Annotated in this window: 12 protein-coding genes; 7 read left to right on the forward strand and 5 right to left on the reverse strand. The window is 71.1% G+C overall.

The features are described from left to right. Positions 1-164: 164 nt before the first annotated feature. The gene (locus QSK15_RS25305) at positions 165-971 is read right to left on the reverse strand and encodes a helix-turn-helix domain-containing protein (protein ID WP_285796636.1); all 807 of its coding nucleotides are present in this window, start codon (positions 969-971) and stop codon (positions 165-167) included. Between the two features lie 120 nt (positions 972-1,091). Between QSK15_RS25305 and QSK15_RS25310 the strand changes: the two genes are divergently transcribed. Next, a complete protein-coding gene (locus QSK15_RS25310) occupies positions 1,092-1,436 on the forward strand; it encodes a DUF1330 domain-containing protein (protein ID WP_285796637.1) in 345 nt (114 codons plus the stop codon). An 8-nt stretch (positions 1,437-1,444) separates the two neighbouring features. Here QSK15_RS25310 and map read toward each other — a convergent pair whose 3' ends face one another. Continuing rightward, positions 1,445-2,218, reverse strand: a complete 774-nt coding sequence (gene map / locus QSK15_RS25315) for a type I methionyl aminopeptidase (protein WP_285796638.1) — start codon at positions 2,216-2,218, stop codon at positions 1,445-1,447. A gap of 62 nt (positions 2,219-2,280) precedes the next feature. Between map and QSK15_RS25320 the strand changes: the two genes are divergently transcribed. After that, the gene (locus QSK15_RS25320) at positions 2,281-2,583 is read left to right on the forward strand and encodes a helix-turn-helix domain-containing protein (protein WP_285796639.1); all 303 of its coding nucleotides are present in this window, start codon (positions 2,281-2,283) and stop codon (positions 2,581-2,583) included. Positions 2,584-2,677: 94 nt separating this feature from the next. Here QSK15_RS25320 and QSK15_RS25325 read toward each other — a convergent pair whose 3' ends face one another. Then, positions 2,678-3,850, reverse strand: a complete 1,173-nt coding sequence (locus tag QSK15_RS25325; protein ID WP_285796640.1) for a lactonase family protein — start codon at positions 3,848-3,850, stop codon at positions 2,678-2,680. Positions 3,851-4,086: 236 nt separating this feature from the next. Further along, positions 4,087-4,836 (reverse strand): DUF8817 family protein, encoded by a 750-nt coding sequence (locus QSK15_RS25330; RefSeq protein ID WP_285796641.1) that lies wholly within the window; start codon positions 4,834-4,836, stop codon positions 4,087-4,089. A gap of 166 nt (positions 4,837-5,002) precedes the next feature. On the opposite strand from QSK15_RS25330, the gene QSK15_RS25335 reads away from it, so the two are divergent. From QSK15_RS25335 to QSK15_RS25355, 5 genes are all read left to right on the forward strand, one after another. Further along, the gene (locus QSK15_RS25335) at positions 5,003-5,926 is read left to right on the forward strand and encodes a hypothetical protein (protein WP_285796642.1); all 924 of its coding nucleotides are present in this window, start codon (positions 5,003-5,005) and stop codon (positions 5,924-5,926) included. Further along, entirely contained in the window at positions 5,923-6,375 is a 453-nt protein-coding gene (locus QSK15_RS25340; protein WP_285796643.1) for an ABA4-like family protein, read from the forward strand. Before QSK15_RS25335 ends, QSK15_RS25340 begins: the two co-directional genes overlap by 4 nt. A 5-nt stretch (positions 6,376-6,380) precedes the next feature. Continuing rightward, positions 6,381-7,622, forward strand: coding sequence for a sensor histidine kinase (locus QSK15_RS25345; protein WP_285796644.1), 1,242 nt, complete (start codon positions 6,381-6,383; stop codon positions 7,620-7,622). Then, entirely contained in the window at positions 7,619-8,245 is a 627-nt protein-coding gene (locus QSK15_RS25350; RefSeq protein ID WP_285796645.1) for a response regulator transcription factor, read from the forward strand. Before QSK15_RS25345 ends, QSK15_RS25350 begins: the two co-directional genes overlap by 4 nt. A gap of 112 nt (positions 8,246-8,357) precedes the next feature. Then, positions 8,358-9,323, forward strand: a complete 966-nt coding sequence (locus QSK15_RS25355; RefSeq protein WP_285796646.1) for a helix-turn-helix domain-containing protein — start codon at positions 8,358-8,360, stop codon at positions 9,321-9,323. Between the two features lie 52 nt (positions 9,324-9,375). Here the strand turns inward: QSK15_RS25355 and QSK15_RS25360 are convergent, their stop codons facing one another. Continuing rightward, positions 9,376-13,242: a S8 family serine peptidase gene (locus QSK15_RS25360; RefSeq protein ID WP_285796647.1), complete on the reverse strand. Its 3,867-nt coding sequence runs from the start codon at positions 13,240-13,242 to the stop codon at positions 9,376-9,378. Between the last annotated feature and the right edge of the window lie 66 nt (positions 13,243-13,308).

Genomic DNA, 13,308 nt, shown 5'->3' on the forward strand with positions numbered 1-13,308 from the left:
GTGACCCTGACCGTCATCACGGAAAACATGACCGATCGGTTCATTCTGAACGGGCCTCACCATGTATACGGAGGGACGTGCCCCGTCGGATGCGGATTTGTCGTCGCCAGTGAGAGCGGCCCGTCCCAGCCGACGACGCCCCGGACGCGATGACGGTGTTCGGGTCAGGCCACCGTGCCGAGGGCGTGCAGCGTGGCCCTGGTGACCGGGTCGGCCGGGAAGAACGCCTCGACGGCCAGCCCGGAGACGGTGACATCCAGCGGGGTGCCGAAGAGGGTGGTCGTGCTGACGAAGGACAGCTCCCGGTCGCCATGGCGGTAGCGCAGTGGGATGACGACACGCGACAGGGTGTCGCCCTCCGGTGCTGCGACATCGTCGCCGTCGGGATAGCCACGAAGCTCCTGGAGCAGGGCGGACAGGGCCGCGTCGTCGGTTGCCAGGACCTGCTGGCGCAACCGTCCGAGAAGGTGGGCCCGCCACTGGGAGAGGTTGACGATGCGCGGTGCCATTCCGCCGGGGTGCAGGGTGAGCCGCAGGACGTTGACCGGTGGGACCAGGAGGCGGGGGTCGGCGACGGCGGTGAACAGCGCGACGGCGGGGTTGGCCTCGACGAGGTGCCACTGTCGATCGACGAGGACCGCGGGGTACGGGCCGTGTCCGTCGAGGATCTGCCGGACGGCTGCCCGCAGTGGGGCCAGTTCCGGGTCGGTCAGCTGGTGGCTGGGGTAGGCGGGGGCATATCCGGCAGCGAGCAGCACGGTGTTGCGCTCAGCCAGCGGAATGTCGAGCTGCTCCGCCAGCCGCAGGATCAGGTCGGGGCTCGGCCGGGATCGCCCGGTCTCCACGAAGCTCAGGTGCCGGGCCGACACCCCCGCCTCGATCGACAGGTCGAGCTGACTCAGTCCGCGCGCTCGACGCCACTCGCGCAGGAGTTCCCCCAGCGGTCGTTTCGGTCTGGCCACTGTCGTCACACCCCGACCCTAGTGACCTCACCTGTGTACGCCGCTTTACCTGCGACGTAATCGACAACGCACGCCCGTGCTCGCGATCATTTCTTCGAAGGCGAGGCCGACCGAAACGAACGGAGAGTCATGACCGCGTACGCGCTTGCTCATCTGCGTAAGGCACCCATGCATGCCGAGGTGCTGGAATACCTGGAGCGCATCCAGGCCACCCTCGTGCCCTTCGGTGGCCGGTTCATCGTGCACGGCGGGCCGATCGAGGTGCTGGAGGGCGACTGGGAGGGCGACCTGGTCGTCATCGAGTTCCCCGATCTGAGCGCGGCACGCTCCTGGTACGGGTCCCCCGCGTACCAGGAGATCAAGCCCCTGCGGACGAGGCACCTCGCAGGCGAGGTGATCCTCGTCGAGGGGGTGGAGGCCGACCACGACTCGTCGGCGATGGCCGCCGCGATCCGCCGGGCCGGTGGTCACTGACGTCGGGGTCAGGACCTCGGGAGGGTGAGCACCTCGGCGCCGTCGTCGGTGATGGCGATGGTGTGCTCGCTGTGCGCGGTCCGGCAGCCGGTCACGCTGCGCAGGGTCCAGCCGTCGGGGTCGGTGACGAGCGTGGCGGTGTCCGCCATGACCCACGGCTCCAGCGCCAGTAGCAGCCCCGGGCGCAGCCGGTATCCGCGCCCGGGGCGCCCGGTGTTGGAGATGTGGGGGTCCTGGTGCATCGTCGACCCGACGCCGTGGCCGCCGAACTCGGTGTTGATCGAGTATCCCGCCGCGCCGAGAACCGAGCCGATGGCGTGCGAGATGTCACCGATGCGAGCGCCGGGCCCGGCGGCGGCGATCCCGGCCTGCAACGCGCGCTCGGTCGCATCGATCAGCGCGACGCTCTCCGGGGGCCGGACGTCGCCGACGATGAAGCTGATGGCCGAATCCGTGACAACTCCCCCCAGTGAGACGGCGAGGTCGAGTGAGAGCAGGTCGCCGTCGGCGAGCGGGTAGTCGTGCGGCAGCCCGTGCAACACGGCGTCGTTGACCGACGTGCAGATGTAGTGGCCGAACGGGCCGCGCCCGAAGGACGGCTCGTAGTCGACGTAGCAGGACTGCGCCCCGGCTTCGGTGATCATGGCCTGGGCCCAGCGGTCGATGTCCAGCAGGTTGGTGCCGACCACGCAGCGACTCTTCAGTGTCTGCAGGATGCCGGCGACCAGCGCGCCGGTCTCCTTCGCTCGCAGCACGTCGGCGGGGCTCAGGATCTCGATCATGCAACGCCTTCCACGGACCAATAAGTATCCCGGCCATATTATCCCGGTACTAGAATCGGACCATGGTCAGGTTGCCACTCACCCCCGCAGAGGTCGAACGCGGACAGCGCCTCGGCGCCCTGCTGCGTCGCGCCCGCGGAGAGCGTTCGATGCTCCTCACCGCGCTCGACGCGGGCGTCTCGCCGGAGACCCTTCGAAAGATCGAGTCCGGCCGGATAGCCACCCCCGCCTTCCCGACCATCGCGGCGATCGCCGACGTGCTCGGCCTCTCCCTCGACGCCGTCTGGTCGGAGATCAACACGTCTGACGCCGAGGCCAGCCTCCCCCGACCGGCGCACGTCGCTGGCGAGCGACTGGCCTCGTAGCCTCGGCCCCACCTCAACAGGACGGGTCGACCGGTGACCGACCACACGACGCTGGTCCCGATCGATGACCGACCGGGACCAGCGGGTGGTGCGCTCAGGAGGCGGCGATGCCCTCCATGCCGATGCCGTCGGCGAACTTCGGCAGACCTTCCACAGTGGTGACGAGCGTCAGCGACCCGTCCCTGCCCACCTCGTAGCCCTGCACGTTGCCGGCGACGGCGTTCTGTACGTACAGGAAGCCGTCGCTGGTGGTCATGTCGATCGACCCGCCGCCGGTGTCGGCGGCCACGGCCTTGACGAGTTCGAGCTTGCCGTGGTCGTTGACCCGGTAGGAGCTGATGGTGGAGGTGCCGGCGTTGGCGGCGAAGAAGTAGTCGCCGACGCGCTGGATCCAGCACGTCGCCTGCTGACCGTTGGGCACCGACGGCCCGATCTGGTCGAGCGCCCCGTCGTCCTCCAACTCGAACCGGCTCACCGCGTTTGCGCCGGACTCGGTGACCAGCAGCGTGTCGTCGGTGTCGAAGGTGAAGCCGAACGGGGTGTTGCCCGCGTCGCTGATGACCGGGTTGCGCGACAGGTTGCCGTGGCGACCGATCTCGTAGCTGAACATGACGTTGGCGGCCTTGGTCGAGACCAACACGAACTCACTGTCCGGGTCGATCTTGACCTGGGCCGGGGCGGTGCCGAACGCGGGCGGGTTGCCGTTGTGCAACCCGAGCGACCGGTTGGCGTCCTCGATCCGGGACAGCCGACCCTTGTGCAGCTCGAAGCCCTGCACCGAGCCCTCGCCGCCGGCGTTGAGGACGTAGACGAGGTCGCCACGGGCCGCGACGCTGACCGGCAGCAGGCCACCGGACCAGACGACCTGGAGCTTGTGCAGCCTGGTGCCCTCGACCCGGAAGACAGTGACGGTGTTGCTGCCGGCGTTGACGGCGAACAGCAGCCCCTTGTGATAGGTCAGGGAGCCCTGCGAGGCCAGCGCGTCGAGCGGCGCGCCGATGGTGAAGCCACCCAGCCCGCCCGTCTCGTACTCACCCGCCTTGGTGAGACGGCCGTCCTCGTCGCGGTCGTACACCTTAATGGTGTTGCCCTCGGCCTTGTTGGTCTGGACGAAGACCGCGCCCTCGTCGCCGTGGTGGTGATCACCCCCCTTGCGGTCGTCGTGGTACCCGGGGCCACCGCCATCGGCGAGGGCGGTCCCGGGGATCGATCCGATGCTGGTCAGACCTGCCAGGAGGGCTGCCGCGAGTGCGACACTGCGCTTCATCACTGACTCCTTGTGCATCCGAAGGGAGGAATCCGAGTTTTCCTCTCCTTCGAAAGCTATCGGAGCAGCTATCGCAGATCGTCATACTTACCCTAAAGCGGTAATTCCGTGCCGTTTCATGGAATTACCCGACGCACCCAACAGAAATCGGCTATCCCGGGATGATCGGGCCGTCCGTCGGCGTCGGCACCCGGACTTGCCGCGGTCCCGCGACTCACGCCCGCTGCGGCCGACGCTCAGCTGGCGTCGGGCCACCACGGTTCCAGGACGGCCGGGTCGGCGACGTACTGCCGCACCTGCGTCCGCTGCTCCGGAGGCAGGTGCAGCGCGCGGAGGCGCTCGCCCCACTCCGGCACCCGATCGTCCTTGTCCAACGCGGTCGCCAGTTCGATCAGGGCGGCCAGCGCCATCGCCTGCTCGACCACCGGCGCGTCCTCCGCGCGGCGGCGCATCCCCGAGTCGAGCGCCCGGTACGCCGCCCGGTCGTCCATCTTGAACTCGCGCAGGATCCGCGCGTTGTCGAGCACCCGGGCCAACCCCTCGAGCTCCGTCGAACCGCCGTACTCCAGGTCCTTCGGCTCATCCCGCTGGATGAAGGTGATGGTGTTGCCCGACGGGTCGACGATGCTGAACCGCGACGCCCCGGCCCGGTAGCGGGTCATCCGCGGCAGGCCCTTGACCAGCACCTTGCCGTAGCTGCGGCGCATCGCCTCGGTGAACACCGCGTGGTACGCGGCGACCGCGTCCACCAACACCAGGCAGCCGCCGGAGTGCTCCCTCGCCGGGTCGAGATCCTTCGGTGCCGGCCCGTAGTGCAGGTCGAAGCCGCTCCACCGAAACGCCAGGTACACGTACGGCCTGGTCTGCTCGTAGGTCACCTCGAACCCGAGCGCCCGCCAGAACGCCAGGGTCTGCTCCGGGTCCGCGCAGTGCAGCAGCGGCACGGCGGTCTCGTTCGGTTGGACACGGTCGGCATTGGTGGTCATGGTCACTCCCCGTCCGGTCGGCAGACCGGCCATTGTGCCAGCACCGTCGAGCGACTCTGACGGTTTTCGTCTCCTACCCGGGGAGGAGACGGACTCCGACCACCGGCCGCGAACAGGGCTCGGGGTCGGACGCGACCGGCGGGTACGGCCACGAACATCTACAGGCATGACAACCCTGCTGCGCCGGGCGACGCACTGGAATCGCCCCCTGATGGTCTTCGTCTCCGCGATGGCGGTGCTCGCCGTCGTCGCGGCGGTCGGCATCCTCGTCGACCCGCGCGTCCTCACCGGAGCGCCGATCTGGCTCAAGCCGTTCAAGTTCGCGGTGTCCTTCGTGCTGTACGGCGCGACGCTCGCCTGGATGCTCTCCCTGCTGCCGCGCCGCAGCCGGGCCGCCGAATGGGCCGTCACGGTCATCGTCGCGATGGCGGTGATCGAGATGCTGGTGATCGTCGGTCAGGTCATACGCGGGCAGACCAGCCACTTCAACGGCACCTCCGCGCTGAACGGCGCGCTGTTCTCGGTGATGGGCGCGGCGATCATGGTGCTCTTCCTCGCGCACCTCGTGGTCGGCATCGTGGTGCTGATCCGGCGGATCCCGGACCGGGCGGCTCTGACGGCCGTCGGGTGGGGGCTCGGCCTGTCGCTGCTGGGCATGCTCGCGGCGATACCTATGGTGCTGCCCATGCAGGAGCCGGGCATCGACGGGATCTCCGGGGCGCACAGCGTGGGCGTCATCGACGGCGGACCGGGGTTGCCGGTGGTGGGTTGGAGCACCACCGGCGGTGACCTGCGGATCGGGCACTTCGTGGGGCTGCACGCCCTGCAGGCGTTGCCGATCCTGGCGATCCTGCTGAGCCGGTTCGCGACGCGGTTGGACGAGCGCACCCGCGCACGGCTGCTGGCCGTCGCGGGCGGCGCGTACGGCGTACTCACTGTGTTGTTGACCTGGCAGGCCCTGCGCGGACAGCCGCTGCTACGCCCGGACGCCACCACGCTCGTCGCGGTCGCGGCACTGGTGCTCGCGACGGCGACCGCGACCGGCCTGGTGCTGGCCCGCCGCCGCCCTGATGTGGCGCTGGCCGCATGACCGCGACGCTGTTCGCCCTGACCTTCGCGGTGGCCGCGCCGTTCTGGGCGCTGATGATCCTCCTGCCGAACTGGTCGTGGACCGCCCGGATCGTCGGCTCGCCGCTGATCGTGCTGCCGGTCCTGGTGATCTACGCGCTGCTGGTCCTCCCGGCGTTCGGTGACGTACTGCCGGCCGTTGCGTCGCCGACCCTGGCCGGGGTACGCGACCTGCTCGGTACCTCCGACGGGGCGGCGGCGGGCTGGGCGCACATGATCGCGTTCGATCTGTTCGTCGGGCGGTGGGCGTGGTTGGACAGCAGGGAACGGGGGGTGCCGGCGCTGGTGATGGCTCCGGTGCTGCTGCTGACCATCCTGTTCGGACCGCTCGGCCTGGCCGCCTACCTCGCGGTCCGGACCCGGTGGCGGCGGCCGGCGACCGCCGCCACCGGCCCGCAGCGCCTAGGCTGACCGTCGTGAGCTGGCTGGTGCGACTGTTCGACCTACGGGACACACTCGTGCGGATGGTGCTGCTCGACCTCACCGGGTTGTGCTACCTGCTCGTCGTCCCGCACTCCACCAGCACGCCCACGACGGCACAGTGGGTCCTCGCGGTGCCGGCGTTCACGGTGGCGCTGGCAGCGCACCGTCGACCGGTGGTGAACATGGTGGCGCAGACCGCCCTGCTGGCGGTCGCCATCAGCCTGATCGACGACTTCACCATCAACCAGGTCGGCGCCAGCTGGGCGTTGCTCGAGATGACCATGCGGGCGCGCGGCCCCCGGGCCATCTGGTTGGCCACCGCGCTGCTGGTGATGGTCGACCTGACCGACTCGATCGGCGACCCGCCACGCCGGTTCGCCTCCGGGGTCGTCGGGCTCGCCGTGGAGGTCGGCGTGCCGGTGCTGCTCGGCCTCGTCATCCGCGCCAACCGGGAGTTGAGTCGGCAGGCCGTGGAGCGGGCCCTGGCCGAGCAACGCCAACACGAGTCGGAGAGCCGCGCGGCCCGCGCCGACGAACGCAGCGCCATCGCCCGCGAGCTGCACGACGTCGTCGCGCACCACGTGGCGTCGATGGTCCTGCGGGTCGGCGTGGCCCGGCACGTCCTCACCGACCTGGACCCCCGGGTGGGCGAGGTCTTCGACGACGTGCACGGCACCGGCACCGCGGCCCTCGCGGAGCTGCGCCGGCTGGTCGCGGTGCTGCGCAATCCCGACGGGGTACGCGGCGACGCGGCGCTGACCGCGATCGAGCCCGCCGCGCTGCCGGCGGCGATCGGCGCGTCCATCGACCGGGCCCGGCAGGCGGGAGTCACGGTGGAGGCCGATCTCGACCCGGCGATCGGTTCCCTCGACGCGGTACGCGGCATGGCGGTGCTGCGACTGACCCAGGAGGCGCTGACCAACGTGGCCAAACACGCGGGGACGTCAGCGGTGGCGCGACTCGTCGTCGCCGTTCGCGACGGCGCTGTGCACTGGGAGGTCGCCGACAACGGGCGGGGCGGGGTGCCGGCCGGCGTGCCGGCCGGCGGTGGACACGGCATCACCGGAATGCGCGAGCGGGTCGAGGTCCTCGGCGGCCTACTGGAGGCCGGCCCGACGGAAACGGGGTGGCGGGTGCGCACCGTGCTGCCGGCCACCGCTTCCGAGCCGTCGACCCGGTCGCTGCCCCGGGACCGCGCGGCGTCCGCCGGGTCCCCGGCGCCGGAGCCGGCGTGATCCGGGTGCTGCTGGTCGACGACCAGCACCTCATCCGGGCCGGTCTGCGCATGCTCTGTGACGCCCAACCCGACATCGAGGTCGTCGGGGAGGCGGACAACGGCCGCGAGGCGATTCCGCTGGCCGGGCGGCTCGTCCCCGACGTCGTCGTGATGGATCTGCGGATGCCCGGTGTCGACGGGATCACCGCGACCAGCCGGATCCTCGCCGACCGTCCCACCATCCGCATCCTGGTGCTGACCACGTTCGGCGACGACGACCACCTGTACCCCGCGTTGACCGCCGGGGCGTGCGGGTTCCTGCTCAAGGACGCGCCCCCGACCGAACTGCTGGACGGCATCCGCCGGGCCGCCGTCGGTGACAGCCCGTTCAGCCCGGAGGTGCTGCGTCGCCTCGTCCAGCGCGCGGTGCACGCCCGCCCCGACTCCCCACCGGCCCTGCCGGGTTTGACCGCCCGGGAACGCGACGTGCTCGACCTGGTCGCCGAGGGTCTGTCCAACACTGAGATCGCCGACCGGCTCCACATCGGCGTCACCACGGTCAAGACCCACATCACCAGCCTGATGGCCAAGACCGACAGCCCCAACCGGGTCCGTCTGGCGCTGTTCGCTCGCGGCGTCTGATGCGCGGACGCCGTCCGCTCGCGCCTCTTGACGTCCCGCTGGGAGCGCTCCAAGATCAGCTGGAGCGGAGCCGCGCGAACGGCGGGCCGCCCGAGGCGGGTGTGGTGGTCTGTTGCTGGGCGCATTCGGTCTGAGCGAGCTGGAGGAGAAGGTCTACCTGGAGTTGGTCCGTGGCCGTGCCGGGACCGCTACCGAGCTGGCACCACGGGTAGCGGCCACGGTCGCCGAGCTGGAGCACGCGCTCGACGCTCTCACCCGGGCCGGGCTGGTCCGCGTGGTCGCCGGCCGCGCCGGTGCCGCCCCACCCGACCTGGCCATCGAGTCGCTGCTGAACCAGCGGATGCGCGAGCTTCAGGAGGCGCGGGTCGGCCTGTGGGACTGGCTGCGGCAGCAACGCCCGGCGAACCCGATGGACCAGGACGTCCAGTTGGTGGTCGGCGTTCCCGCGATCATGCAGGCGTTCGACCAGTTCCTGCGCGGGGCGCAGGAGGAGGTGCTCGGCTTCGACCGCCCGCCGTACGCGGCAGTGCTGCAGGACAACCCGACCGAGATCGAGATGCTCGGCCGGGGCGTCGCCTTCCGGGTGGTGTACGACCGGCGGGGGTTGGAACGGCCGGGTGCGGCCGCCCACATCGGCCGGTTCGTCGCCGCCGGGGAACAGGCGCGGGTCGCCGCGAACGTGCCCGGCAAGCTCGCCGTCGCCGACCGCCGGGTCGCCCTGATCTCCTTCCCCGCCCGCGCCGACAGCACCGAGCCGTGGGCACTGGTGGTACGGGGCGCCACCTGGGTGGAGGTGCTCGTGGCGCTGTTCACCGAGGTGTGGGACCGGGCCACGCCGCTGCGGCTCGCCCCGGCCAGCGAGGTGGTCGACGACGTCGAGCGGCAGAGCACGCCCACCACCGTCGACCGGCAGATCCTGTCGCTGCTGATGACCGGGCTGCCGGACAAGGCGGTCGCCTCCCAGTTGGGCATCTCGCTGCGGACGGTGCAGCGGCGGCTGCGTCAGTTGATGGACGCCACCGGCAGCGCCACCCGGATGCAGCTCGGCTGGTTCATCGCCCGCCACGACTGGCTCTGAACCCAGCACGTGGGGGCCTGCCGACACTGGAGGTGACGGCAGGCCCCGGTGCTCACTTCGTGACCGTCACCGACACGGTGACCGGGGTGGACGCGCCCTTCGCACCGTTGTTGGTGACCAGCAGCGTGGCGACGTACGTGCCCGGTGCCAGGCCGGTGGTGTCCACGGTGACGGCCAGCGTGCCCTTCGCCCCCGCCGGCACCTCGCCGGCGGTGGCGGCGGACAGCCACGGCACGTCGCTGTACGCCGGCAACGAACCGTCGACGTGGTAGACCTTGGCGCCGTACGGCCGGTTGGTGGCGTTACCGAGCACCCACAGGTTGCCCTGCTCGTCCAGGTCCAGCCCGGCCCCGCTGAGCGGGTTGGGGTCCGGGTCGGGCACCGAGGCCAGCGGCTGGCAGGTGGCCGGGTCGAGCGCCCAGATCGACTCCTTGGAGTCCTGGTTGATGCCCCACAACACGTTGTGTTCCTCGTTGAGGGCCAGGCCGGTCATCCACGGGATGGGCGGGGTGCACTCCCCCAGCACCGATCCGGGCTGCGGGTGCGACAGCCCGGCGAGGTGCCGGATGCGGTTGTCGCCGCTGAGGTAGAAGGTGTCGTCCGAGGCGCGGTAGGCCAGCCCGTAGTAGAGCTTGCCGGCCCACGGCCCGGTGATGGTCTCCTTCACCTCCAGGGTGTCCGGGTCGAAGCACACGATCGGCAGGTCCCCGATGAACGACATCTTCGGCGCGCACATCAGGTCCCGGCTCGCCACGTACGCCATGTCCGAGGGCCAGCCGTCGATCGGCAGCACACCCTTGGCCAGTGACCGGCCGTCGGTGCTGAAGCGCTGCATCTGCCCGAACAGGTACGAGTTGGAGACGATCAACTCGCCGTTGCGGTAGCCGACGCCGTAGGCGTTGTAGAGCTCCTTGAGCGGGAACGAGCTGAGCTGCCGGCCGGGGATGCCGGTCGGCGGGGTAGGCGAGTTGATCTCCCGGGCCAGCCAGTTGGCCGGCAGGTCGCCCCGGTTGGTGAGGTTCACCGTGGCGGTCCGGGTCGCCCCGGCCCGGGCGGTCACCGAGATCGCGTTCCTGTTGGCCAGCAGCAGTGGCGTGCGCAGCGCCAGGTCCTGCGTGACGACCGTCGACTCGACCACGTCGACGGTGCTCCCCGGCAGGTCGTAGCCCGGTTGCAGCGCGGTCACCGTGACCGGCCCGGCCGGCGCCTCCAGCTGGTAGAAGCCGTCCGCGTCGGTGGTCGCGGTGACCGGCTGTGGGGCATCGCCCGACTCGACCCGTACCGTCGCGCCGGCCAGCGGCTGACGGTCGTTCGCGTCACGCACCGTGCCCCGCAGCAGGCCCCGACCGGCCACCCGGAAGGTGACCGCGTCGCCCGCGTCGAGCACCTGCTCGTCGCGCGAGTAGGTCAGCGCGTCGCGGCCGGTGGCGTCCTCGATGCCGACGGTCGCCGAGCCGCCGGCCCCCTCCGCCGTGGTGGCGAGCTTGCGGTACTGGATGGTGACGGTGCCGTTCTCGCCGAGGCGTACCTGCACGTCGACCCGGTTCTTCGGCGCGCTCTTCAGCGCAGCCCGGTTCCAGGTGACCACGAACTGTCGGGCCGTGCCGGTGCCGGACACCCTGGTACGCACCGTCGAGGCGTGGTCCAGGACCAGGTCGTCCCAGAACGCGTAGACGGCCGGCGCCGAGACCGCCGGGGCGGGCAGCGGGCCGTTGTCACCGACCGAGGTGCTCGTGTCGGCACCGAGGGTCAGGTAACCGTCGGTGTGCACGGTGAGCCGACGGTAGGTGCTGCCGTAGAAGGTCATCGGGAACGGCAGGTCGACGGCCCGGCTCGCGGTGTCACCGGTGAGGGCGAGCACGCTGCCGCCGTCGACCCACTGCGCGGCGGCCGTCCCCGCCTGGTAGCCGTGCCGGTCGGCCTTCGCGGCGAGCGCCACGTCCACCGTCTCCGGCCCGTCGACGCTGAGCGCGACCGTCTTCGGTGCCAGCCACCGGCCGTACTCGATCAGCAGGTCGTAGTCGGCCTCGGGCAGCATCCCGGTGTAGTGACCGTCGGCGTCGGTGACGAACGCCGGGAACGTCTCCCCGGCGAGCGCCACCCGGGCGCCCACGACCGGCTTGCCCGCCGGGTCGGTGACCCGGCCCTGGATCGCCTGCCACGGCGCGGGCTCGGACAGGTCGAGGGTCAGGTTGGTGGTGCCGCTGGTCGACACGGTGATGGTCTGCCGTACGGTCCGCCGCGCGAAGAACGACGCGGTCAGGGTGTACTCCCCGGCCGGGACCCGACCCAGTTGGACAGTGCCGCGCGCGTCGGTGCGGGCGCTGCGGGTGACCAGGGCGGAGGTCAGGGTGATCTTCGCCCCGGTGAGCGCGGTGCCGTTCAGGTTCGCGTGCACGACGACGCCGCCGAGCTGCGCCGACGCGGCCTGGGTCACCAGGTCGTACGCGTCGAGTCGACCCTCGCCGTAGACGTTGTTGTCGGCCGGGGTGCCACCGCACTGAAGGTCGTTGACGTCGTGCGCGGTGCGGTCCAGCAGTTCCCGGGTGGTCGCCAGGTCGCGGCGCAGGTTCGGCACTGCCGACCACGCCAGGGCGACCGCGCCGGCGACGTGCGGAGCGGCCATGGAGGTGCCGTCGCTCATGCCCCAGTCGCTGCCCGGCACGGACGACAGGATGCCCACCCCGGGGGCGGTGATGTCCGGCCGTACCGCGTCCTCACGGCCCGGCCCACGGCTGGAGAAGTCAGCGATCACACCGGTGGAGTCGGTCGCGCCGACGGCGTACGCGAGGGGGTTGGTGGCCGGGTGCCCCGCCGAGCCGCACGGCTCGGGCAGCTCCTCGGCCTCGTTGCCGACCGCGAAGACCGGGAAGATGCCGGCGGCGACCCAGGAGTCGATGATGGTGTCGTAGAAGGTGGGGTCACCGTCGTGGCCGCCCCAGGAGTTGTTGATGATGTCCGGGGCGAGGTCGGGGCGGGGGTTCTCGCCGTTGTGGTCGGTCGGTGCAAGCATCCACTGACCGGCGGCGAGCAACGCGCTGTTGCTGCAGTAGTTGGCCTCGCACCCTTTGGCCGCGATCCAGCTGGCGCCCGGGGCCACACCGGTGATCCGCCCGTCGCCGTCGTCGCCGACCATCGTGCCGACCGTGTGGGTGCCGTGCCCGAAGTTGTCGCAGGGCGTCGACGGCAGGCAGATCCCGGTCGGGTCGTACCAGTTGTAGTCGTGCGTGAAGGTGCCGTCACCGTCGTTGCCACGGTACTGGCGGACCAGGGCCGGGTGGTCGTACTGCACACCGGAGTCGACGCTGCCGACGACGATGCCCTCGCCGCGGGTGCCGTACTCGCGCCAGACCTTGTCGGCGGCGAGCGACGTGAGGTTCCACGGCAGCTGCGGGTCGTCGGCGGCGGCGCCGGCGGTGCGGACCGGCTCCGCGAGCGTGGTCCCACCGATCGCGGTGATCCGCGCGACGTCCGCCCGCCCGGCCAGCTCGGTCACCAGCTTCAGGTCACCGGTGACCTCGATGATGTTCGCGATCCAGTACGGGGTGAAGTCGGCGTGCCGCTCGCGCAGCAGGGCACGCAGCCCACGCTGGGTCTTCTCGGCATGGGCCAGCTTGGTCTGGTAGACCCGGGTGGTGCGGGCGACCCGCCCGGCCCGGCCACCGGCGGCCCGCGCGACCCGGTCCAGGTCGCTCTGGTTCAGCGTGGCCTCGTCGGTCAGCTCGACGAAGAAGCTGGCGTTGGTGCCGGCACGGGCCGAGCCGAGCACCACCGGGTCCACCTTGCGCAGTGGGTCGACAGCGCCGTTGCCCGGTGCGGGCGCGGCCACGGCGGCGCCGGTCGGCAGTGCGAGCACGATGGCCAGCGCCGCGCCGACGGCGCCCATGGCTCGACGTGTCAGCGGTCTGGGTCTGAGCATGACGTACGTCCCTCCCTCGGGCGGTCGCCCGGGAGGGCCGACACCGCCGTCGCCGATTCTCAGGCG

The organism is Micromonospora sp. NBRC 107095, assembly GCF_030269705.1.
GTDB lineage: Bacteria > Actinomycetota > Actinomycetes > Mycobacteriales > Micromonosporaceae > Micromonospora > Micromonospora parva.

What these genes read in the sequence shown, in the direction of transcription:
- map (WP_285796638.1), bottom strand. Translation starts at nt 2,218, where the DNA reads ATGATCGAGATCCTGAGCCCCGCCGACGTGCTGCGAGCGAAGGAGACC.
- QSK15_RS25325 (WP_285796640.1), bottom strand. Translation starts at nt 3,850, where the DNA reads ATGAAGCGCAGTGTCGCACTCGCGGCAGCCCTCCTGGCAGGTCTGACC.
- QSK15_RS25310 (WP_285796637.1), top strand. Translation starts at nt 1,092, where the DNA reads ATGACCGCGTACGCGCTTGCTCATCTGCGTAAGGCACCCATGCATGCC.
- QSK15_RS25320 (WP_285796639.1), top strand. Translation starts at nt 2,281, where the DNA reads ATGGTCAGGTTGCCACTCACCCCCGCAGAGGTCGAACGCGGACAGCGC.
- QSK15_RS25330 (WP_285796641.1), bottom strand. Translation starts at nt 4,836, where the DNA reads ATGACCACCAATGCCGACCGTGTCCAACCGAACGAGACCGCCGTGCCG.
- QSK15_RS25335 (WP_285796642.1), top strand. Translation starts at nt 5,003, where the DNA reads ATGACAACCCTGCTGCGCCGGGCGACGCACTGGAATCGCCCCCTGATG.
- QSK15_RS25360 (WP_285796647.1), bottom strand. Translation starts at nt 13,242, where the DNA reads ATGCTCAGACCCAGACCGCTGACACGTCGAGCCATGGGCGCCGTCGGC.
- QSK15_RS25340 (WP_285796643.1), top strand. Translation starts at nt 5,923, where the DNA reads ATGACCGCGACGCTGTTCGCCCTGACCTTCGCGGTGGCCGCGCCGTTC.